Below are 22,136 nucleotides of genomic sequence, written 5' to 3' on the forward strand. Positions count from 1 at the left end.
ACCTTGCGGCCAAAGCGCACGGTAACGATGCCGGTCTGATAGTTCACCTTGCCATCCATGTCGGTGGTGGTGAAAAACCCGTCCCCGTCTGCGGTGGCCTCGATACGGCGCCCGCTGGCGGTGTTGGTGCTGATGTAGAGGCTGCCCGGTGCCAAGGGGGCGCCAGGGGTGCGGAACGTCACCGCATCCACTGACTGGGCACTGAATGAAGTGGCCAGACTCTGGAGCGATGGCTGAGCCGGTTGCCCGGCTGCCCAGTCGGCCAGCACCGCCAACCCGTTGGAGTAGTCGATGGTGCCCGCCTGGATGCCTGCCCCGGTTGAGGGATCCGGGTCGCGGTAGAGCAGCCCTTGCCGGTCAACGTAGGTAGAGCCGCCCAGGGTGAAGCGCATCGACCCCTCCAGAATCGCCTCGGCAAAGCCTGGGGTAACGTCTATGCGCAGCGCCTGGGCGGTCAGAGTGGCATTCTGGGCCTCGGCGCTGTTGTTGTTGCGGTAGGTCACATCCACCCAGCCCTGCTCGCCGTCTGGGAACGTATAGGCGGTGTTGTGGTACTCGATACCGGTCATCGTCCAGCGCTGCACCGCGATCTGGTTGTTGCCTTCCCAGCGGGTGCCCACGGTCACCCAGGCGTATTTCGGCTTGGGCAGGGGGCTGGATCCATCCGGCATAAAGTGCAGGGTGCCCGCCGCATAGTCGATGGCACCCAGCACCACACCGCTGGCATCGATCAGCTTGCCCAGCCCGTCATCGCGCAGGGTGATGATGGGATCGCGGGTCTGGATCACCAGCTCCTGATCGTCCACATCGAACTTGTGATAGAGGGCGTTGAACTTGACCCGCACCGATCCCGGTGTGAGGTTGTGGGCGCCGCCGCCGTCCTTGCCGTCCAGGGTGATGGAGAGGTGCCCCACCTGGCCGGGGGTATTGAGGCGCCCCGGTTCGATATGGCGCTCGGTCACCGGCTCGCCGTACTGGTACTGGGCGGCGTACTCCTGACCCAAGGCGGGCAAGGTAACGTGCTCCAGATCGATGATCCCCTCGGCATAGTTGATGATGCCGGTGATATCGCCGCTTATCTTGCCGTCCCCCGCCACATCGGTGGCCCGCTTGCCATCGCCCCAGGTGAGGATCACGCTTTTGGGGGTGATCCCCTTGTGGGGGAGCTGCCAGGCGCTTTTTCCGATGCTGATGGCCTGCCCGCTGCGGTTGGTGTAGTTCACCGGGGTGGCCCAGCTGAACATGATGGAGGTATCCACATCCGGCAGGGCGCCCAGGGTCAGCATCACCGACCCGGTGGCCAGGTTGATGGTGCCAGAGCCATAAGAGCGGTCAGCACCTAGCAGCTCCCCGCGACCGTTGTCTTTTAGGTCATACCATTTGCCTTGCGCCATAAAGCTGACGGTAGTGGTGCCAGGCGCCGGTGTCGGATGCAGGGTGATGGTGTAGGCATAGCCCCGGTTGTTGGCCTTGACCTCGATCCGCGCCGTGTCAGCGATACGGGCAGGGCGGGCAGCTGGCCAGAAAGAGACCGTCTTGCTCTGGGTGCCGTAGTTCGGGCACTGGGCATTGAACTCCAGCTGGCCACGGCCATAGTCGATGGAGCCGACCACCGACCCGGCAACAACCAGCTCGCCCCCCTTGTCGGTGATGGTGGCCGCGCCGATGGTGATGGTCACGGTGCCAGGCTTGGCCCCGCTGCCCAGGAACAGGCCACGGCTCGGGGCGATCACGGCGGCGGTGTTGATGCTCACCAGCCCACGGCCAGAATCGACCAGGCTGGCCAGCTCACCGGCAGCGGTCAGATCCACCGCTGGGGTCTCGCTGCGGGCCGCAGGCACCAGCTGGGTAAAGATGGTCTTGGCCCGTACCTGCATCGAGCCGAAGGCGGCATCTTCCACCATCCGGGTAGATGCAAAGTAATTGGCCGCATCCGCCACCACGGTTTCACGCAGGGCGGTCTTGGGGTTGGTCACCACATCATAGGGGGTCGGCTGCTCCCCCTCGAAGGTGAAGCGCAGCGGATCCGCCAGGGTGCAGGTGACCACGTTGCGGGTGAACTCAGGTACATTAGGGATCTGGAACTTGGTCAGCTTCTGGGTTACATCCAGCACCCGCACATACTGCTCGAACTCCCCGGCCTTGTTCTCGTTGCCGACCATCACCAGGGTTTCACCCACCTCCGGCAATCGCGCCTCAACCCGCTGGAAGAAGCGGATCGCCCGCTGCCCTTCCAGTTGGGTATCGTAGAGAAAACCCTGCCACTTGGGGCCACGCGCCAGATAGCGCTCCACCACATCGCGGGCGTTGTTGCGGGTGTCGTGGTGGTCTTTGGTGGTCATCAGGGCAAGGCCCACGTTCGGATCGTAGGGCGGCAGCAGAACGGCGGCATTGGCGCCATAGTAGGTGTCGGTGTCGTCCGTCTGCACCGCCAGAAATACCTTGCGCAGGTTCACCACCCCATAGGCCCGATCCAGATCGCTGATATCGGGAAACATTGAGTTATGTTCGCCGCTGACGATCTCCTTGCCGGTGATGCGCCCGCCACCGTCCTCGGTGTCCGTCATCCGCTGGCTGGCCATCAGCTTGATATCGCCAGATAGAATGGTCATGGGGTTACCTCAGTCAGATTCAGGGTCAGGGCGTAAGGGTGATCACCGTCTGGGTCAGCCAACTCGTACAAGGGCGTGGCCACCACACCAGGGCGGCGCCACATCACGGTGCGGGCCACGCCATCGAGCAGGGTCAAAGTCATCAGCCGGGCCACCTGCGCCTCCAGCACCTTGAGCTCCTGCACCTTGGCGCGGGAGCAATGCCCACTCAGGGTCAGCGGCCGTCCCTCGGGCTTGGCGGTCTCCTCCACCAACAGGGCGCCGCTCAGGGTCGGGGTCACCACCTGCTCGACCGGCGCCCACTCGAACTCGTCGCGCCAGACCAGATCATCTGGCAGCAGCACGCTGTTTAAGGTCACGTTCATTGGCGAAGTCCTTGCTGTTTAAGAAGGGAAATCAGGGCATTCGCATTGGCCTCATCGGCCTGCAGTTCGGCCGTTCCCCCTGTCCCTTTGAGCTCGATGGTGATCCGCTCGGACAAGGGCCTGCGTGTCCCTGGGGTGTTAGCGCTGGGGGTAGATGGCTCTGCAGTTGGGACTGGTTGCTGGGCGGTGGCCTGATTGGTTTTGGCACTCTCTTTGGCCAATGCTTTGTTGAGCTCCTCTTTGAGGCGGGCCTGCATCGCCTCCATCTCTTTTTGGAACTTCTCGCCGTAATACTTGCTCCACTCGCTGTAGGCCGGAATATCCTTGACCTTCTGGCTGTAGCGGGCCAGCTCCTCCTCCACCCCGGCCAGGGTATTGGCCAGCCCCTCGGCATTGCCGCGCAGGCTATTGATATCCACGCTCTTGTAGTAGAAAGAACCGGCATTCACGGTGCGGGTGATATCGCCTCGACCACCGCCCCCGCCGCTACTGGCAAGGCTGGCATTGGTCTGCTTGGCTTCATCCTGTACCCCTTTAAGTCCTGCCCGCATCGCATCGGTGGCCCCTTTGGCCCGAGCGGCAGCCTCGTCAAAACCATCACCAATGGCCGCGACGGCCTGCTTGGTATCGCCGCTCCCCCCTTTCACCTTGGCCATGGCATCGGCAGCGATGGCCATGGCGCGGGCCAGCGCATCCCCGGTGATCTTGCCCTGGGCGGCCAGTTGCTTTTGCCGCGCGATCACCGCATCGATCTCGGCGGTGGTCTTGGCGCTGTTGTAGGCGGTGGCCAGCGCCTCCTCGATGGCGGCACTACTGGCACCCGTGTGCGCCACCAATACATCCAGGGCGCCGATGGTCTTCTGAAAGCCCGCACCGATACGGCCATTGGCCCGTTCGAAGTCCAGCCCCAACACCTCAAACGCCTTGGCCAACTTGGCGGGGCCATCGGCGGCGGTTTGCTTGGCCACCGCATTGATCTCGGCCAGATAATCGCGGGTACTCTTGGCCTCATCCCCCAACGCTTTAACGGCTGCGGCGCCTTGTCGCCAGCTTCCGGTGGCATCGTCGTAATGCACCTTGCCCTCGGCGACCAGGCGATCGAGATCCACCATGCTGGTGATGGCAAACCCCAGCTCGGCTGACAGGGCGGCAAACTGACCATTGAGGCGGGCCTGAGTCTCGGAGCGCAGCCCTTGCGCCTCCCGGAGCGCCAGCTCAGCCTGCACCAGCTGGCGCAGGGCAGAGGCGAACTGGGTGATCTGGATGATGGACTCGACCGCCACGGCGGCCAGTAGCCCCTTGACGGCAGCGCCCAGTGCCCTGACCCCAATGGCAGCTCCGGCTGCTGCCGTGCCCGCTGTCGTCATACCCCCTGCTGCTGTCGCGCTCGCCACAGGCATGGCAATAAACTGGGCGTAGAGGCTGCGTAGCTCACCAATCCAACCCGCGATTTTCATGCCGACCCACGCCTGAGCCAACACGGTCAGCGCGGTGCGCCACTCATAGAGGGTCTGGATCAGCGACTTGAGGGTTTCCCCCATGGAGATAAAGCCATCGGAGAGGCGCTGCGCCCACTCCTGCAGGCGACCATCATTGGCCATCGCCTCAAACTCGGCATTAAGGTTGGCCAGCTGGTTTTTGAGCCAGGCCAGCGCCCCGTTCTCGGCCACCATCCGGTAAAACTTGGCGAGGTTGTCCTGGGCATTGGAGATAAGCCCGGAGAGCAGACTCATGTTGTCGGCAGCCGCACCGCGCGATTGGCTGGCAATCTCGTTCATCAGGGCAGAGATGGTCTCGCGGCCCAGCTTGCCTGCCTCAGAGAGCTTCTGCAGCTCGGCGGTATTCTTGCCGGTCACCTGTTCCAGCATCTGCCAGACCGGCACGCCCCGCTCAATCAGCTGCAGGATCTCCTCCCCCTGCAGCTTCTGCTTGGCCCAAGCCTGGCCAAGGGCCAGAGAGATGCCCTGCACCTCTTCAAAACCGCCGCCCAACTTGAACGCTTGATCGACAATCCCCTGCATGGCACCCGCCATGGGGTCGATGCCGAACGCCTTGAGACGCACGAATACCTGGGTGACTTCACTAAGCTGCAGGGGGGTGTTCTTGGCAAAATCCTGGATCCAGGCTGACGCCTCTTTGCCACCGGCAATCGACCCCATCACCGCCTTGAGCTGCACATCGAGGCGCTCGGCTTGGTCGCCAGTCTGGAACATGGACATCAGTTGGGTGGTAAGGGTCTGGATACCGAACCAGGTACCTGCCAGCGCTACCAAACGCCCAGTCAGGCTGCCGATGGCCCCCTGCAAGCCACCGGCCTGCTGACTACCCTGGCTAAGCTCGCGCCCCAGCCGTTCGGTCTGGGCGATACTCTTGGTCAGCTCACGCTGCAGGCGCTGCTGTTCCTGGGCAAGGTTCTTGGTATCGAGCCCGGACTGCTTGAGCCCGGCATGCAGGCGGGTATGACTGGCTGACTGAGCGACCAGCTGGCGCTCCAGTTGCTTGACCTCGGAAGCCAGCAACCGCTCTTGTTCGGCCAACGCCTTGGCGTCACCGCTGCCTGCTTGCTGCTCGCGGCGCAACTGCTCCAGCTTGTCACGGCTGAGCACTGTCGCCAGTTCGAGCTGGGTCAGGGCAGCTTTGGAGTCATTGAACTGCTGGATCAGCGCTTGCTGACGGCTTAACGATTCAAGGCTCTCGGCCAACTGCGCCGTTTCAGCGGCCGTCTCGTCCGAGATCGGACCCAGCTCCTGCACCTCACCCGCCAAGGCGGCCAGGTCTTCCCGACCAGTGACCTTGGCTGCCAGCTCCAGGGCAAGTTTGAGGGTGGTAGAGGTGGACATGGGGCATTCCGATCAGATTCAGATATGCCCTATTGTGGGAGGTATGGCACAATAGATTGGTTTATGGGCGGTTACTGACGCATTTCAATATATCCACTAAAACGTGTGATTATTTTTATAGAATCAGTCCGTTACCCACTCAGCATCACAAGAGGAATATCCATGAGTCTCCTTCATGAGATCCAATCTGCAGTTCTCCAGGACAATGCAGATCTTGGCCCTATACTTCTCAAGCTTCGGCTCTTAGCGGCCCGTATTGGTAGTCAGCCACTCGCAGAATGGGTGCGTTACGAGTCTGAGGGTTATCCAGAAGACTCTGATGTTCCACATTATCGAACGATTCCCGTTAGCTACACGGCAAACTTCTCTGGGCCTTTCGGCTCAGGGATTAAAAATGCTCCTATCTCACCCTTTCTAATCGAAGAGTTCGCTGGGAAACATTGGGTTAAATATGAAATGCGAGAAAGTATAGCCGCAGTCGATGACTTACTTTCTTCATCAGAGAATGGTCGTAATTTAGGAATCAACGCTGCAAACCTAATTTTACTTCTACAAGGGAAAGTATATGCAGACTACGCATGTAATTCAGTCACAGGTAAAATTTCACGTTCTTCACTTGCCTCAATTCGTCATGCCGTTCGCAGCCGCGTTCTCGAACTCACCCTTGAACTAGAAAAATCTGTACCAGAGGTTGTAAACGTAGTCTTGGGTCCCGCAGCTTTACCATCTGCACCAAACGCAGCTGCTGCGACTCAAATTGCCCAACAAATCATCTACGGCAACTATACCTCAATCGCAGCTACTGGAAACGGCGCGACAATCCAAGTAACTGTAGTGCCACACAATGAAAAGAGCTTGGCAGACTATCTAACTAATTCAGGTATGGCAGAAGAGGATGCGCTAGAGCTTGCTCGATTAGCGACATTAGAACAGCCAGAAAGCAAGATAGAGCCTATGGGACCAGAGGTTAAAGGTTGGCTAGTTGACAACCTTAAGAAGGCAGCATCAGGCACTTGGAAAATGGGGCTATCAGTTGCGACAGATATTATAAAAGAAGCATTATTAAAGTATTATGGTTTAAATTAAAATTCAACTATTATTCATATAGATACATGGCAAATCACCTGTTGCACATAGTAGGTTTATTTTTATTCAAAACAAGGCTGTAATATGCATAGAATTGAACAATGGCTAGATATTAAAGATGACTTTTCAGAGGCGCTTTTATTAGGTAATGGGGCTAGTCGCGCAATTAATGATAGTTTTTCATACGACTCGCTTAAAATTCATGCAGAAAGACATGGTCTCATGGATGATAACGTAAGAAAGCTATTCCGGTATTTCAACACAAATGATTTTGAATTAATACTTCGATTGATTTGGCAAGCTAATAACGTAAATTCTGCTTTAGAAATAGAAGATAGAGAAACACATCAAGCATACTTGCATGTAAGAGAGTGCTTAATTAATGCAGTGAGAAACATTCACCCGCAGCATGCTGATATAATTGAACATCTACCATCCACATACAAATTCACCAAGCAATTTAATACAATCCTATCTTTAAATTATGATATAGTCTTGTATTGGGTTATGATGTATGGAAATGAAATTGAAGACCGACATAAATTTAAAGATTGTTGGATAAACTCTGAATTTGATGCCGATTGGAACAGCTATAGAGAGTCTCGAAATTATTATGACAGAGACGTTTCACTAGTTTTTTACCCTCATGGCAACCTTGTTCTTGCCAGAAATAAGATCGAAAATGAATTTAAACTCAGTGTTCGTACCAATGACTTATTAGCCTCAATTTTAAATGCTTGGGAAAGTGCATCTTACATACCTATCTTTGTCAGCGAGGGATTAAGTAATCAAAAGCTATCATCGATAAACAATAGTCATTACTTAAGCACCGTATATAGAGAAGTCATCCCGAGCATTGTCGATAATTTAGTGATCTATGGCTGGAACTTTGGTGAACATGATCAACATATATTGAAAAGACTTAGAAGAATCAGAACAATTGCTATATCTGTTTTCCAGGGAGATCAAGCATTTTGCAATAGAGTTCATCAAATGATAAGAGACTCTATTGGTAATGATGTGGAAATTGTCTTTTTTGATAGTGCAAGCCCTGGGTGTTGGAATAATCCTATTAATGAAAATTGAATCATAATCAATACCCTGAAAATATTTTTTATAAGAACGGCGGGCCGCCCCGCCGTTTTCATACCTCCGTCACACCGTCACCGGTCTATCTACATAGAAGGGGGCGGTTTCTCCATCCATGGCCAGCAACTCCCCCTCCAGCTCGATCTCGATGGGCTTGTCGCTGAGGAAGTCCACCGCCTTCTTGGGGGCCAGGCTGGCGCGGGGCACCGTCAATTTGATGGACTCGCCACTGACGATACTGCGGCCATCAAGCAGCAGTCGCGCCTTGATCTCCGGCTGGATGTTGCCCGCGATGCGGGTACCGGTCACCGCGTTATAGGTACCGCTGACCGTCAAGCTGCCGCCATCTGCCACCGCCCCCGCCTTGGTGGCCCGCAGCAGCCCCAGGGCATAGTTGATCTCAAAATCGGTACCGAGCACCAAAGAGGTGGCCCCCTCCTTCACCACCAGGCCGGTGGCCGAGAGGTTGGTCTTGCCCAGGCTTACCCACTTGGGGTGCGCCAGCAGGGTCACCGGCAGATCGGTTAGCGTCCCCGCCCCCTGATTGATGGGGCTCTCCAGCCCCATAAAGGCGGCGGCCAGCAGCACCGGCGGGATCTCGCTGGTCTTGATGTTGACCGTGGCGGGCTTGGGCACGAAGTAGCTCTCCCGCGCCTGGCCCAGCTTGTGCTTGCGCTTGCTCGGGATACTGATCTTCTCGCTGTCCGGTTTGACTTCCAGGCTGTTGACGTCCACCGGACCGATCACCCCGTTCGAGACGTTGTTGGTGAAGGTCTCGATATAGAGATCCCCTTCCAGGTGCAGTGTTTCGCTCATGACCGTTCTCCCTTGAATTTCACTGTCGTCTTGAAGGCAAGGGGCAGATAGACCACCCCACCCTTGTAACTCGGCTTGACCGGTGCGGTTTCACGCCGAAAGGTACTGTCTCCGCAGGCCCGACCGGCCACGGCCTGCAACATGCGCCCCAACCACACCCCGGCGCTGGCCTCCTTGGGGGTGGCTCTATGCACCAACACCAGCAGCCAAACCTGGTCAAACGCGCTTTGCCGCCCGCTTTGGCTGGTCTCGTTCTCTCGCTCTCCCTGGTAAATCACATGAATGGCCGGGGTGTGCTGCCCCAGGTTGGCCACCGCCTCCAGGTCGGTGGCCACAAACACCTCCTTGAGCCCCTGCCCTTTCAAGGGCAGCAGCAGCTCGCGCAGCCGCTCCCCCGCCGCCAGGTAATCGAGCTCAGAGGTGGTCGAGGCGGGGCCGCTCATAGGAAGCCCCCAGTTCCCCGGCCAAAGACGCGCCCATCCGACTGCAGTTGAGCCAGATTCTGGCTCTCCAGGGTGGCGCCATCGGATGCCAACCCCAGCGCCAGCTCCCCCTTGCCAACCGATTTCAGAAAGGCCAGGGCCGCCTCATTACGCTTGGCTATCTGCTCCGGGGCCTGTTCACCATAGAGACGGTGACGGGCGATATCGGCGCAGATAGGTACCAGGGCACTCGGGATATGGGCCAGCGGCAAGGGATAGCGACCCGCCAGATAGCCATCGATCAAGGCGCCTGCATCCTGCAGGGCGATGGTGATGGCCGCCTGATCCAGCTCACCGGTCGGCGTCATGGCCAGGCGCAGCAACTCGGCCTCGCCAAAGCGGATCACCATGTCATTGACGCTGGCATACATATCACTGCTCTCCGTTCTGGCCAGATGACTGCTCATCCTTGACCGGGTATTGCACTTCGGTCGCGGCGATCGCTGTCACCAGTTCGGCCTTCTTGAGCTTGGCCGCCTCCGGGATACCCATCTGCAGCGCCAGCTCGCGCAGCTCATCGACCTTCATCTCGGCCAGCGGCGTGACCTTGCCAGCCTGGGTGGCGTCACTATTCTGGGTGGCAACACCGGCCAGATAGCCCGAACCGGTCAGGACGCCCAGTGTTGCGTCCAGATCCCCAGGCGCCGATGGTGCATCACCTGCCTGAAGGCTGGTGTTTTCAGCCAACCGGACGACCACCAGACGCGGGTCGCTCTCCAGGGTCGCGCACTGCTCAGGCGACACAACCATCTCAGACTTGCCCGGTGCAATCGGCAGGCCCGCACGGAAATAGTTATGACGAACCATTGATGTAATGCCGACCCGAATAGCCAGTTCCATCTCTTGTTCCATCTCATGTTTTCCTCGTCGAATCTGATAGAGAGGCTGTTTAAACCGAGGGTTAAACAGCCACAACACAGGGTTAGAGGTAGTCAGCCACCACCAGCTCCAACTTGCCTTTCAGCTCGTTGCTGCTGCTGTTTGCCAGCTCTCGCTCCAGCATCTGGGTCGCCAGCTTCTCAAGGGAGGGCGGTACCACCAGCAGAGTGGCCTTCACCCCGAGCTTGCGGCCGCCATCGGCTTGAAACTCCCGCATTTTGGAGAAGGAATCCCACAGGTTGTCGGGGGTCAGCGCCCGCTTGTTGGCAAAGGCCAGCTGCCAGAAGCCAAAGCCTGCGGCATCACGGCAATCGACCCCGTAACGGAACTCCTTGCGGGTGAATACCGCCTCGTCATCGACCTTGGTCATGGCAATCAGCTGCGGCGACTTGCGATCCTGGAAGATGACCGGCTTGAGGGCGCGGCTGGTATCGAGCAGGAACCAGGGCTCCCCCTGATAACCGGCATCCACCACCACGTTGGCGCTCAGAACAGGGGTACCGGTGCCATCGGCCTTGGGATAGACAGGGTGATCGGTGTCGAAGAAATACTGGCCGTCATAGCAAGGCGTGGTGAAGCCAGCGCCGAGCAGACCAAAGCAGAGCTCGTCGGGGTGGATCCCCGCCGCCAGGCCCATCTCTTGAAACAGGGGGGCATAGATACCCAGCTCGTCATCCTCGATATCGTTGCGATCGACTGCCACGGTGGCCTCGAAGTCTTCGTTGACGATCTGGTAACCGTGCGCCTTCATCGACTCGATCACCCGATCACCGACCCACTTGCGCAGACTGGGGAACTTGCCCAACCAGCCATAGGTGTTGGACTTGGTGGTCGATTTGATCACGGTGGCGATCTTGGTGTACTGGGCAGGCGCTTCACTCTTGGCGTCTTCAAAGTTCTTCTTGAAGCCGGTGAAGAGGGCCTGCAACAGCGCGGGAGTAACAATGGCCATACGGGTGTTCCTTCTCTGGTTAAACAGGTTGGTCTGGCGGTCGCGTTCGTCCGATTACGCCGCTGCGCGGCTAATCGAACCTACCGGCCTTTTGCCTTGGCAAACTCTTCATAGGAAATGCCGAGCTGATCGGCGGCATACTTGTCATCCGCCGAGAGCACCGCATTCTCCGCTCGATCGGGCAGGGTCACCTGGGTGGTCTGGCTGGCGGCCAGGGCGGCAATCGCCAGACGGGGCTCCAGCAACGCCTTGAGGGCCGCCACCCCTTTCTGGGCGGCATAGGCGGTCAAATACTCCTCTTCTGCTGCCACCACCTTGCCCTGGGTACGGGCTTCCTTGATCAAGGTCGCGGCATCCGTGGTCTCGACCTTGGCGCTCAAGGTGGCGACTTCCGTCACCAGGGCGTTATAGGTCTCCACCGGTACATACTTGGCCAGGTCAATCTGGCCACCCTGCCCTGTGGCGACGGTCGCCTTGAGCGCGGCCAGCGAGGTGCGCTCAGCAGTGAGAGCTGCCTCCAGCTCCGGCGCCTTTTTGGCAATGGCCTGCAGGGTATCCAGAGCAGCCAGAGCGGCAGTCCCCTGCTCGGCGGTAAACTGGCCATCGGCACTCGGCTGGATGCCGAGTTTGCCGAGCAGCGCGATCAGGTGTTCGTTCATGGATTTCTCCTGTTGTGTAACATGGGATGAGGTGGCCAGCTGGCCGGGTTGGGTAGACATAAGGCTTGAAGCGGGTAACGCACTCAAAGCGGCAAGCGCCTGCATGCCTACCACACCGGGGTCATTGGTAATGGCGGTCATCCGCAGTTCCAGCGGGCGGCCCTGGGCGTCATAGGGAAAGACGGCAGACAGGAATCGATACTCTTTGGCAGCCACCAGGGCGGCAGCCCGCTCCGTCCAGCGCGGCTTGATAAAGAGCCCCTGCCCTTCGCGCCACTCAATTTCGTCGGCGTTGTACCAACCGGCCGCAGGGGCTGGCTGGCCGTTCTGGTCAGTCTTGAGGGTCTGGTGGTCGTAATCGATCAGGATGTCTTGCCCAAGGGCTTTGGCTCGGGCAATCAGGGCAGCAGCGATTTGCCCGTCCAGTTGCCAGTGGCCACTCGCCACATCGAACGGGCGACCATCACGGGCCTTGAACGGGCCGACCGGCAGCAATTGGTACCAGCCATCGCCTTGAGGGGTGAGCTGCGCATCGAGCACCGCCAGCCGCTCCCCGCTGACGGGGTTGGCTTGGAGGATGGCCACGAAGGGCGCTGAGTATGGAATCTTGGATATGTTCATGCCGCCATAGTGCGGCGGCATGAAGGGGGATGGGGTTTATGGTAGGTTAATACTACCTATTATCAGAGGACTTATCGCAAGATAATCTCTCCAACGATAAGACAAACTGAATACCTACTTTTACTGCTCCAATGATGTACCACACTTGATAAAATGCTGATGTGGTCATAATAAACACAAGCTCCATTTTCAATAGAAACATGGTGCTTGGAGGAACGTTCATTGCTTGCGAGAAAACAATACAAAACTTAGCAACAATTCCGATTACGACCATGACTGCAGCAGCAGTCATGGGTGCGACCAACAACTCAGCCTTGTCGACTTCATTATCTCTATCTGCTCTAGTTGACTGATTTGAATTAACAATAGATAACATATTGTTAGCCAATAAAGATAACCAAGCACCAAACACGGCAAATAGAAGACTAGACACACTAAGTAATGCATCTAAAAGACCAGAAATGGACGATTTATCCATAAGTGGGGATGCATGATACGCCAGCAATCCAATTAGGAATAAAAAAAAGCACCTAAGAAACAACAATGCTTTCTTTATGTGGCGCACTAACATTATAAACTCCTAACTCGGCTGAATGAGAGGTTCATAAAATCCATCTCTTTACGTCTTCACGCTGTAGCTGAAGCTCATCCATTAACGCAGCAAGGTCCGCAGTCCCATCTGCTCTAATTGGATACAAAATTTCACATTCTTCGATAAGCCTACTTCCACTTAAGAAAATGGGCGTTGCTTCGTTCGCCAAGACATAACCGACATCATATGCAGGGCTACCATCATTTTGAAGGTATTCATCGATAGCCTGTTGAACATCATCCCTATCAAGAGTTACTGGAATTTCGATCTTAAATGTTTTTCTTGGCAAAGATGAAACATTTTCATTTTGCAAGCCAAGCTGGCGAGCCAAGTAATAGATCCCCTTTCCAAACCTTGGGCGGCCTACGATGGTTTTCATGTCAACTTTTTTAACTATTTTTCTAATGTCAGAGGCAGAATCCAATATCTTGTCAAAGTGGCCTGGTTTTCTTTTTATATGAACATAGTAAGACACATGCAATTTAGGATCGACTATTCTCTCATCTTTCCCTTGGGGCTTTTTAGTCGAAGTGAAACCATCCCTCTCGAGAGGATTCTTTACATTTCGAATAACATATTCAGAGAAAAAACCAATAAACCCACGAATGTATTCATCAAATTGTCTTATTCCTGAGCTTCTTTGTGTTTCAGGAACAACTGCGATCAAAATTTTTAGCCTAGGCAAGACCCAAAAAAGAGACGGAAAACCAGGAATCATGTTTAAGCCCGGATTATGGCTCTTTGCTTGCGCGGCACCAACTGGCTGAGTTGAAGGAGCATACCGGACTTGGCCATCATCGTTTTCAACCTCATTCCATAGAGATACAAGCCAATCACCGTGAAGTCCTTGACTCATTCCCCACGTATAAGATGGCAAGAGAAGATGGTTTGCATCATATGTCTTTGTCTCGCTCAACGGAGCACCACTCAAAATTGCCCATTGATGTAAAGCTTCTAATGTTTCACTCACTCCGCAACACTTGGGGTCTACTTGATTCTTCTCTGTTCCGTAGATTCCCCAACGCTCAATAGAGTAGACATGTAGCTTCATTTTCAGGTTTAGGTGTTGCGCAGGCATAGTTATTCCGAATTATCTCGACTGACACATATCCTAACGCATCGTGCATACAACTTCTTGGTGTTTAAACATGTTTAAACCACTCTTAGACTCACGTCACGAACTAATCCTACCCTTTACTGCTCTCTGAACGCCCATAGTCCTAAAACGCATCACATGCGATTTGGCGTTAGGTAGCCCTCCAACGTCTCCAACACGCTCTGCTTATCCCCTTCTGACAGCCCCAGAGCGCGGCGCTCTGGCAGGTTGATCTCTGGGCGCCCGAACTGGTGGGCGGCACCGTATACCATGGGCGTACCGAAGTAGAGGGTCTGGGGATCGACCTGATAGTCGAGGGTATCGCGCAGATCATCGTTCAGACGCAGCACCTCATCGGCATGGCGGGGCTTGCGGGCACGGTACTTCTCCGAGAGCGGGGCCCAGGGCTCCCCTTCCGGGGTCTCTTGGGCATCCCAGCGATCCCGGTGCGACAGCAGCAGCCCTTCCCCTATATCTGCCAGAGGTTCGCTCAGGTCACCGGTTTTCTGATAGAGCTTAGCCAGCAGCTCAAAGGCATCGGCCACCCCGTGGTGGCTGATGGTGATAAAGCTACCGGCCATCAGAACTCATCCTCAAAGATGGTCATATAGTGCAGCGCTTCCTCATCTGCGTTAACCATCGCGGCCTCCCAGAGATCCCCCATCAGGTCAGCTTCTTCACCACGGGCTTGCTCACACAAAGCATCCAGCGCCTTGGCTTGCGCCAGGGTAAAGGGGCCATCCTGTGCCAGCAGGGCGCTGGCTTGTTCCAGCAAGGTCATCATGTCGTTCCTTTATTTTTTGCTCTCCGGGGCCGCTAGCGGCCGCCTTTGGTAGTGGCTGCAGTAGCTTTGGCCAGCATGGCTTCCACCCCCTTGGCCAGTTCGGGAAAGTGATCCAGCATGGATTCCCTCGCCAGCACCCAGGCGGCAAACGCCTCGGCAGCCATCTCTTTGCCATTGGTTCCGGCATATTCAGTAATCAGGCCGATACCGGTGAGATTGGGCTCCCCGGCCCAGAAGTGAACCTGGTGGCCGAGCTCATGCAACCAGGTAGAGATCCGCTGGGCCGATTCCCCCAGTTTATCGCCTACATTGGCCGACACACTCCAATGACGGCGCAAGGCTTCACCACTGGCGCCTCTTGGCAGCAATTGGCGCGGGCCGCGATTAGCGTAGGCATCTGTCAGCACGTCGGCAGCCGCTGCTTGTACCACCTGCATATCCACTGCCTTTAAAGTATCGCCTCCCTTTACCTTGATAACCAGATGATCCCAGCTGGTTGCGGTAAAGCCGTTGACCCTGCGGGCCCGGCGCGAATAGTAAAAAGAGCGCACCAGATAGGGATCTTTGCCCAGGTAATCAGCAATAGCCGGGGCAACCTTGAGCCCGGCCGCCCCCTTCCCCATTTCGGTCTGCTTGATAAACAGGGTTTTGACCGGATGCGCCTTGAGGAACGCCGCCAACGGTTCGCGCTGGGGGGCTGGCAACTTGGCCAGCAGATCACTCAACCCCTGTGCAGTGACACCTTTAACGCTGGAGAAAGCACTATCAACTATCCGCTCTGGCAGTCGCTCGGCCAACGCAGGCTTGGCCGCTTCGCGCTTGGCAACCGCCTTGGTCAGCTCTGCCGGAGTCTGGGGACGATAATCAAAACCGGGGTCGATGCCTTTGGGGATCTGGTGCAACTCCCCGGTTGTCTTGTCCACCCACTCATATTCGCCATCGTCCGGGGCCTTGCCCACCACCAAGCCGCGCCGCTTGAGATCGGCCTCTGAGAGCAGGAACTTCTTGCACTTGCAGCCATAGCCATTGCTCGGGCTGTGCGTCTCCCACCAGGGGTGATCCACCGGCAGCACCAGGTTGTTCCACTTGAGGTGCAACTCTCTGGGGTGCTCGGAGTCCCCATGACGATAGAGCGCATAGGGACGCTTGTGCTTGATACGCTGGATCTGCTCTTCACGCCCGGCGTTATAGCTCTGGCGCAGGTTGGTCTCGAAGATGACGCGGGAACGCCAGGACGCCGGGCCGGTATGTTCCCAACCGTGGCGAGCCACAATCTCCTTGAACGCCTTCTGAAAGGCCCCGATGGATTGCCCTTCACTGATAGCCTTGTCTACCGCCCCGCGCAGGTCAGCCAGCAGATCCATCTTGGTGGCCCCCGCCACCATAAAGGCGCGGTTATGGGCATCGCGCCACACATCGGCCCAGCGTTCGCTCGGCATATCGAGCTTCTGGCGAAAGAAGGCGATCGCCTCGGCAAAAGGCAAGGAGCCATATCTGACTGGTGAAGAGCGAACGGGCATCAGCGCCCCTCCTCCATCTCAAGCATGCCGAGCAGCTCGCTGGCGGCGATGGCTTGTGCCATCAATGCCCCCAGCTCGTCATGGCTGAGCTCAGGTTCCAGTGCCAACAAGCCATCCCGGATCTCTTCCAGGGTAGTGGCCTGCATCACCAGCGTCTGGACAGCATCGGTCATTCCTGCCAGCAGAGGGGCGGCCTCGGCTTGCAGCCTGGCCAACTGGGCATCGTTGTTATCTCCCTGCACGGCTTTATACGCAGCCAGGGTCGCCAGTCCCTGACGGGGCAACCGCGCCTTGAGCTCCGCCTCCCCTGTAGCCCCCCGATTATCCTGAATGGCCAATACCTCTTCCTGAGCGGTGGGCACCGGGATCTGCAACTTGTCATAGACCCACTGGGTCGGGATCTTCATGCCGATAGAGACCAGCGTGCGCAGCGGCCCTGCCAGTTGCTGCATATCCTCCGGCTCGGTCACATCAAACTCCAGCCGGGGGCTGCGGCGGGGGCCCTGATAGCTCTTGCCGTTCAGGGCATAGAGGGGATAGACCAGATCGCGGGTCAGGGTGGCGGCCAGCTGGCGGAGATCAGCATCCCGTACCTCCTGGCGCACCTCGTTATGGACATTACCCAGAGCATTGGTCGAGCTCTTGCCATCGGCCTGCGAGGTCAAGGTGCCCCCCAGAATGGCCTTGCTCATGGAGCGCTCGCACCAATCCATCATCACCACAAATGGATCTGCCTGACCGCTGGCGGCGTTCTGGAACTCAATCTCCATCCCGCGCGGGATAATGCCCCCGGCGTTATGACCGATGGAGAGCACCGCCTGCAGCAGGGTTGCCTTCTCTTTCTCGGTTGCTCCTTCCGGGTATTTGCCAAGGCGCACCGGCAGGCCGTAGATCTCCAGAAACTCCGCCAGATCCCGCACGCTGTAGTTCTTGAACAGAAACGGCCAGATCAGGGTACGGACAAGGCCGGTGCGGGCCAGATATCCCGATTTGGACTTGGCCTTGTGCAGCAGCCAGCCAAAGGGGTTGAGGGCAACCCCTTCATGGCTGTTATCACGCAGCCGTAGCTGGTTGCGATCGTCCGGGTTGGTCTGAAACCAGGCGGGATCACGCCAGATGATGCCCTTGGGAAGCTGCAACCCCTCCACTAGCTCCCAGCCGCAAAACTCCTGGGCACAAAAACCCTTGAGTACCGCATCGGTGGCGTCAAAGATGGCATCATCAAACCAGGTAAAATCCTCAATCAGCTCGCGGATCATCTCGCTGTCACGCTTCTCCGCCGGGGTAGCGTTGCGGGGCGGTTCGATTGTCCAGCTCACCCCCAACAGCGCGCGGCGACGTTTGCCGAGTTCACTCTGCAGGTGGGCGTCTTTCTCCTCCATGTCTTCGGCCAGTTCGCACTGGGCGATCAGGTTGCCCTGTTCTGCCTCCTTCAATGCGGCAGCCGCCCTGCTCGGGGTGAGCCCCACCGTGGGGTGTTCACTGTAGTGACGGCGCAACTGGGCAAGCGCCGCCGAGTTCTCGGTCTGCGGCTCCTTTTCAAGCCGCAGGGGATTGCCGTTGATATCGATGATCCTACCCATTACCAGGCCCCTCTCTCGAACGAATGATGGTTATCGCCCCTTGCTTCATCGCGCTTGTTGGGCAGCGGGGTGAACTCGATAGCGCCCCCCTCCATCCAGCTGGCCCGCACCGCCATGGCCAAGGCCACCGCAAAGTCACCGTGGCGCTGCTGGCCCCCTTGGCCAGTGTTCTTGCCCTTGTCGATCTTGGGGATGCCGTTGATGACCTGGATTTTCCCCAAGTCATCCTGCACGTCCGCATGGCGCGGGATGGTCAGGTTGCCATCCTCAAACTCTGCTTTGAGCTTGGGCATCCACTCCCGATACCAGGGGTCATTGAGCATCACGCACTCGATCATCCCGGCTCCCCAGCGCAAACGGGCCGCCTCTGCCAGATAGCCGCCGTTACCGGTAGCATCGAAGGCCGCCGCCGTGAAACGGTGCAGCCCAATCAGCAAATAAAACAGGATCTGGCGCTGGCTCTCATAGGGGGCATTGACCAGCTCCACCACAAAGGGCACCCGTTTGCGCAAGTTGGTGGCGATGGAGAGCGGAGCGAACACCGACAAATCCCCCTTGCGGGCGAAGTCCTCCCCCAGCACATGGCGACAACTGCGATCGAGTGCTTCCAGACAGGGCTTGAGGTTCTCCTCGCACCAGATATCCACCACCGCCTTGCGGGTCTCCTCGCTCGAGAGCTCGAAGTCTTTGGGGGCGGTAAAGCGCAGGATGGGAATATCCGGTTGCATCGCCCGCTCGATCAGGGTGCGCTTGATATAGACGCCGCTGCTCTGCTTGGGTATGCAGAAATACTCCTCAAGGGCATCCTCTTCGGTGGCGGTGGCCTTGAGCAGCCCCGCCTTCCAGGCGTCCTCTGCTTCCTGTGTCCAAAGGCCGCCCTTGACCTGGCAGATCCGACGATAGAGCCCCTGGCGGCAGGCATCGTCCAGGCTGATGGTATGGATGGAATACTCTTTACGGCCCGCTCGGCTGTCGTTTATCAGCTGGTTAAACAGGTTATCGACGCCGTTATGGGTACTGATCAACCGTACCTTGGCGCCCCACATGGTCAGCGCCATGGCGGCCTTCAACACCTCGGCCAGTCGGTCGTGGAATGCGGCCTCGTCGATGGTCACATTGCCCTGCATCCCCCGCAGGTTGGATGGGTTGCTGGAGAGCGCCTGCACCTTGAAGCCCGAGGCGAAATAGACCACGAAGGTGAGGATCGCTTTATCCTCATCGTCGGTGAACACCTCCTCCTGGATCTCACCGGCCGCCTTGTTGTACGCCTTGGCCCACATCGCCACCGCATCGATAAACTCGCGGGCCATCTCCTTGTTGCTGCCCACGTAGAAGTGGTGGCAGCCCCCGGCCATTTTGGTCTTGGAGGCCGTCAGGGCAGCGTCCGCCGCCTCCGCCCAGGTGATACCGGTGCGGCGGCTCTTCTCGGCAATCTTGAGCGGGCTCTCGTCGGCAATCCAGATGCGCTGGTATGGCAGCAACACCTCGTCGGGGTTGTATTCGGTACCCAGGGTCTGGGCTAACTGTTGGGCGATAGGGGTCTGAGCAATGGCGGTCATCAGGCAATCCCCAGGATTTCGCGGCGTATCTCGGCGGCGGCTTCACCGCTCAAGCCCGCCTGAGTCACGATGGCTTCAGTCTTGGCGGCGATCTCTTCGGCGAATGCCTGGCGGATCTCTTTCTCCCGCTTATGACTCTGCATGGCGGTCGATTCGAGCCGCTGGGCCGCCAGCATGGCGTTTTTCAGCATGTCGATATCCACCGCCTCCTCCGGGTTCTGCACCTGAGCCAGCATCGCCTTGAACAGTTGGGAACGACCCAGCTCCAGAATGAGCTTGGTGGTCTCCCCCATCGGCTTGTCGCCAAGCTGGGAGGTCAAGGCGGCCGTGGTTTCACGCAAATCCCGCAGATGCTGGCCGACCTGTTCAACCTGGCTGGCATGACGGCTTAACCCGGAGCGGGAGAGCTTGAGCTCATCGGGCAACCCAGCCTCCTCGATCAGGCCGTTGATCTCATCCAGGATGGCGGCCTGACTGTTGCCCTTATCCCGCAGCATCTCGTTGAGCGCATTGCGGATGGACTCAGGCAGCAGCCATACCTTGCTGGCACGGCCTCGGGTCGGTTTCTCACTCATGCTTAATCCTCCCCTTAATCCCCAGCCCTGGGCTTCTTGACGCCGGGTACCGTTGCCCGGCCCTCTGCCGCGTCCTGCCCCCGTCCGGTCAGGTGAGCTACCTGCACCGTGGCCAGTCGCTCGATGCGTACCAGCCCCTGCTCTTCCAGCCAGGCCAGCAGGGTCTTCACCCGATCCCGCGTCACCCGACCGGTACCCAGCTGGTCGAGGCAGTCATTGAGGATTGACTCGTTGGCAGCACCACCGATATCCAGCAGGGAGCGCAGGATCACCAGCCGCTGCTGGGCGTCCAATATTTGTTGAATGCTCATGGCTTCTCCTTCTGCACGGCGGCAAGCTCATTTTCCAACAGCAGATCGGCAAGGCGGCGGGCTTGGCGCAGCTCCGGCTTCACCTCCCGCAACTCCCCCCGCAATTCGCTTATCTCCAACTGCAGCTTGTGCAGCTCACGCTCGCTCGGCAGATCAGCCAGTACCTGCTCCACCCGCTGGACTCTCTGCACCAGGGCCGTGAGGTCTTCGCGCTTGGCGTAGGTTTTGGAGAGCAAGATGATGACCACCAGACCCACCAGGCTGGCCAACGCATAGAGCGGGCCCCAGTTCTTAACGATGAAATCCCACACGGGTCGCCTCCTTGCGCTCATACAGGGTCTGGCACTCAATACAGCGCTCGGCACCAGGCTCGGCTGCAAGACGGGTAGGCGGGATGGCTTCGTCACAATCGCAGCAGATACCATCGCCGTGTGGCCTTGCCCTGTTCTGGTGGGCTTCGATAATGCGCCCAGTCCGATCGGCATCGGCCTGCTGGGCGCGGTCTATATGGTCTGTCACATGACCTCTCTCGTATGGCTACTAACGGACGGTATGGGTCGCCTTGATGCGGCCCCAGATGGCGAGCAGGCCACCCACCGCACTGGCCAGATCCACCAGGGTGGATGCCAAGCTGGCTTGGGTACCCGCATCGACCGGCACACCGAACAGGCCCGCAATACCGGCCCCCACGGCAATCACACCACCGATCACGGTGCGGCTTTTGAAGGCAGACTTCGCTTGAGGTAACAGGGAATCAGGCATGATGGACTTCCTTCTTTTTGGGTTGAAATAACGGAGGTTGGGAATGACGGGCACGGGCCCGCAGGCGATCCAGTTCGGTCACCGAACGCCACCCTTTCTCAAACAGGGATTGACGGGTCTGGTGGTGGCTGTAGAGCGGGATCGCCTTCGGGTCAGCGATCTGATTGGCCAAAGCGGCCTTGAGATGGGCTTTGCGCCCATCCTTGAAGCAAGCGAGATAACGGGGGTTTTTGAGCTCAGGGATGCCAAAGCAGCCCGCAGCCTGGATCGCGGCCGCCGCCTTCTGTTGCTTGATAGTCAGCACGCTCATGCCACCACCTCGCCAACCACGTCGGAAAGGAGGTAGCTCTGCAGGCGCAGCAGCCGGTTGATCCAGCCATCGACATTGGCCCACTGGCTCGGATCTTTGCGCACAATGCCGAGCATGAAGCTGGCCCGCTGCATCATCAGCGCCAGCAGGAACTGGCCCTCGCCCTTGGCGCCCAGTTGCTGCTTGAGCCTGCCAATCGACACCGGGCCAAGGCGGCCATCTGCCATCACGCCCAAGACCTGCTGCAGCTGCTGGATGGCGCGTTTCGGCCCGTGATGCACCGCTGCATCAAACACGGCGATAGAGAGGGCCGGGCTTAGACTGGCAATCAGGTCACAGCGGGCGGGCACCCAGTAGCTCTGGAGATAAAAGGGCTCGGTATGGGCGGGAGTCAGATCACCGATAGCAATATCGGGTACCCCATCCCGATCGAGGTCGGCCATGCCGTCCTTCTTGCCATCGGCAGCATCAGCGATGCCGTACTTGGTATGACCACCACGGTCGGCGGGATGGTTGACTTCGCCCCCTTCCACATCGGGACGAAGCAGCCATTTAAGAGCGAGTGATAACATAAAGGCCCCTCGGTGAACTGCGTTATCAGCAGCGTACCGAGGGGCCTCTATGGCTGGGGTTTATGGTGGGT

Annotated in this window: 25 protein-coding genes; 2 read left to right on the forward strand and 23 right to left on the reverse strand. The window is 57.9% G+C overall.

The genetic code is table 11. The annotated features are described in order from the left end of the window. The 3 genes from G5287_RS17665 to G5287_RS17675 form a co-directional block, all read right to left on the reverse strand. Nucleotides 1–2,612: curculin (mannose-binding) lectin protein (locus G5287_RS17665; RefSeq protein ID WP_421231630.1), on the reverse strand; the 2,612-nt coding region annotated here is incomplete at its 3' end. Continuing rightward, a complete protein-coding gene (locus G5287_RS17670) occupies nt 2,609–2,977 on the reverse strand; it encodes a hypothetical protein (RefSeq protein WP_421231631.1) in 369 nt (122 codons plus the stop codon). The genes G5287_RS17670 and G5287_RS17665, both read right to left, overlap by 4 nt. Continuing rightward, on the reverse strand, nt 2,974–5,817 hold the full coding sequence (locus G5287_RS17675; RefSeq protein WP_421231632.1) for a tape measure protein: 2,844 nt from the start codon (nt 5,815–5,817) through the stop codon (nt 2,974–2,976). The genes G5287_RS17670 and G5287_RS17675 overlap by 4 nt, the downstream gene beginning before the upstream one ends. Nucleotides 5,818–5,979: 162 nt before the next feature. Between G5287_RS17675 and G5287_RS17680 the strand changes: the two genes are divergently transcribed. Both G5287_RS17680 and G5287_RS17685 read left to right on the forward strand, forming a co-directional pair. Beyond that, nucleotides 5,980–6,903, forward strand: coding sequence for a hypothetical protein (locus G5287_RS17680; protein ID WP_421231633.1), 924 nt, complete (start codon nt 5,980–5,982; stop codon nt 6,901–6,903). Between the two features lie 84 nt (nt 6,904–6,987). Further along, nucleotides 6,988–7,989: a DUF4917 family protein gene (locus G5287_RS17685; RefSeq protein WP_421231634.1), complete on the forward strand. Its 1,002-nt coding sequence runs from the start codon at nt 6,988–6,990 to the stop codon at nt 7,987–7,989. A gap of 69 nt (nt 7,990–8,058) precedes the next feature. Here the strand turns inward: G5287_RS17685 and G5287_RS17690 are convergent, their stop codons facing one another. From G5287_RS17690 to G5287_RS17785, 20 genes are all read right to left on the reverse strand, one after another. After that, the gene (locus G5287_RS17690) at nt 8,059–8,808 is read right to left on the reverse strand and encodes a hypothetical protein (RefSeq protein WP_421231635.1); all 750 of its coding nucleotides are present in this window, start codon (nt 8,806–8,808) and stop codon (nt 8,059–8,061) included. Next, nucleotides 8,805–9,251 (reverse strand): phage tail terminator protein, encoded by a 447-nt coding sequence (locus G5287_RS17695; RefSeq protein WP_288729065.1) that lies wholly within the window; start codon nt 9,249–9,251, stop codon nt 8,805–8,807. Before G5287_RS17695 ends, G5287_RS17690 begins: the two co-directional genes overlap by 4 nt. Next, nucleotides 9,248–9,661 (reverse strand): gp436 family protein, encoded by a 414-nt coding sequence (locus G5287_RS17700; protein ID WP_421231636.1) that lies wholly within the window; start codon nt 9,659–9,661, stop codon nt 9,248–9,250. Before G5287_RS17700 ends, G5287_RS17695 begins: the two co-directional genes overlap by 4 nt. A 1-nt stretch (nt 9,662) precedes the next feature. After that, nucleotides 9,663–10,142 (reverse strand): Rho termination factor N-terminal domain-containing protein, encoded by a 480-nt coding sequence (locus G5287_RS17705; protein WP_421231637.1) that lies wholly within the window; start codon nt 10,140–10,142, stop codon nt 9,663–9,665. Between the two features lie 70 nt (nt 10,143–10,212). Then, nucleotides 10,213–11,121, reverse strand: a complete 909-nt coding sequence (locus G5287_RS17710; RefSeq protein WP_040069229.1) for a Mu-like prophage major head subunit gpT family protein — start codon at nt 11,119–11,121, stop codon at nt 10,213–10,215. An 80-nt stretch (nt 11,122–11,201) separates the two neighbouring features. Continuing rightward, nucleotides 11,202–12,422: a phage protease gene (locus G5287_RS17715; RefSeq protein ID WP_421231638.1), complete on the reverse strand. Its 1,221-nt coding sequence runs from the start codon at nt 12,420–12,422 to the stop codon at nt 11,202–11,204. Nucleotides 12,423–12,453: 31 nt separating this feature from the next. Further along, complete coding sequence (locus G5287_RS17720) at nt 12,454–12,972, reverse strand: hypothetical protein (RefSeq protein ID WP_421231639.1); 519 nt, start codon at nt 12,970–12,972, stop codon at nt 12,454–12,456. A 31-nt stretch (nt 12,973–13,003) separates the two neighbouring features. Continuing rightward, nucleotides 13,004–14,071, reverse strand: a complete 1,068-nt coding sequence (locus tag G5287_RS17725; protein WP_421191624.1) for a hypothetical protein — start codon at nt 14,069–14,071, stop codon at nt 13,004–13,006. Nucleotides 14,072–14,223: 152 nt separating this feature from the next. Further along, nucleotides 14,224–14,670 (reverse strand): phage virion morphogenesis protein, encoded by a 447-nt coding sequence (locus G5287_RS17730; RefSeq protein ID WP_421231640.1) that lies wholly within the window; start codon nt 14,668–14,670, stop codon nt 14,224–14,226. Next, nucleotides 14,670–14,873: a hypothetical protein gene (locus G5287_RS17735; RefSeq protein WP_421231641.1), complete on the reverse strand. Its 204-nt coding sequence runs from the start codon at nt 14,871–14,873 to the stop codon at nt 14,670–14,672. Before G5287_RS17735 ends, G5287_RS17730 begins: the two co-directional genes overlap by 1 nt. A gap of 32 nt (nt 14,874–14,905) precedes the next feature. Continuing rightward, nucleotides 14,906–16,393 carry a phage minor head protein gene (locus G5287_RS17740; RefSeq protein WP_421231642.1) on the reverse strand — a complete coding sequence of 496 codons (1,488 nt, stop codon included), beginning with the start codon at nt 16,391–16,393 and terminating at the stop codon, nt 14,906–14,908. Further along, entirely contained in the window at nt 16,393–17,976 is a 1,584-nt protein-coding gene (locus G5287_RS17745) for a DUF935 domain-containing protein (protein ID WP_421231643.1), read from the reverse strand. The genes G5287_RS17740 and G5287_RS17745 overlap by 1 nt, the downstream gene beginning before the upstream one ends. Continuing rightward, nucleotides 17,976–19,535 carry a terminase large subunit domain-containing protein gene (locus G5287_RS17750; RefSeq protein ID WP_421231644.1) on the reverse strand — a complete coding sequence of 520 codons (1,560 nt, stop codon included), beginning with the start codon at nt 19,533–19,535 and terminating at the stop codon, nt 17,976–17,978. Before G5287_RS17750 ends, G5287_RS17745 begins: the two co-directional genes overlap by 1 nt. Next, a complete protein-coding gene (locus G5287_RS17755; protein WP_013723698.1) occupies nt 19,535–20,110 on the reverse strand; it encodes a DUF3486 family protein in 576 nt (191 codons plus the stop codon). Before G5287_RS17755 ends, G5287_RS17750 begins: the two co-directional genes overlap by 1 nt. Nucleotides 20,111–20,124: 14 nt before the next feature. Then, the gene (locus tag G5287_RS17760; RefSeq protein ID WP_106843603.1) at nt 20,125–20,421 is read right to left on the reverse strand and encodes a hypothetical protein; all 297 of its coding nucleotides are present in this window, start codon (nt 20,419–20,421) and stop codon (nt 20,125–20,127) included. Beyond that, a complete protein-coding gene (locus G5287_RS17765) occupies nt 20,418–20,732 on the reverse strand; it encodes a DUF2730 family protein (RefSeq protein WP_005345918.1) in 315 nt (104 codons plus the stop codon). The genes G5287_RS17760 and G5287_RS17765 overlap by 4 nt, the downstream gene beginning before the upstream one ends. Further along, the gene (locus G5287_RS17770) at nt 20,713–20,940 is read right to left on the reverse strand and encodes a TraR/DksA C4-type zinc finger protein (protein ID WP_080559465.1); all 228 of its coding nucleotides are present in this window, start codon (nt 20,938–20,940) and stop codon (nt 20,713–20,715) included. Before G5287_RS17770 ends, G5287_RS17765 begins: the two co-directional genes overlap by 20 nt. 21 nt (nt 20,941–20,961) lie before the next feature. Beyond that, on the reverse strand, nt 20,962–21,183 hold the full coding sequence (locus G5287_RS17775) for a hypothetical protein (RefSeq protein WP_005353373.1): 222 nt from the start codon (nt 21,181–21,183) through the stop codon (nt 20,962–20,964). Further along, nucleotides 21,176–21,493, reverse strand: coding sequence for a hypothetical protein (locus G5287_RS17780; RefSeq protein WP_139461460.1), 318 nt, complete (start codon nt 21,491–21,493; stop codon nt 21,176–21,178). Before G5287_RS17780 ends, G5287_RS17775 begins: the two co-directional genes overlap by 8 nt. Continuing rightward, a complete protein-coding gene (locus tag G5287_RS17785) occupies nt 21,490–22,065 on the reverse strand; it encodes a glycoside hydrolase family 108 protein (protein ID WP_421231645.1) in 576 nt (191 codons plus the stop codon). Before G5287_RS17785 ends, G5287_RS17780 begins: the two co-directional genes overlap by 4 nt. Nucleotides 22,066–22,136 lie beyond the last annotated feature (71 nt).

This window comes from Aeromonas sp. 603079, assembly GCF_049172135.1.
In the GTDB taxonomy this organism is placed as follows: Bacteria; Pseudomonadota; Gammaproteobacteria; order Enterobacterales; family Aeromonadaceae; genus Aeromonas; species Aeromonas veronii.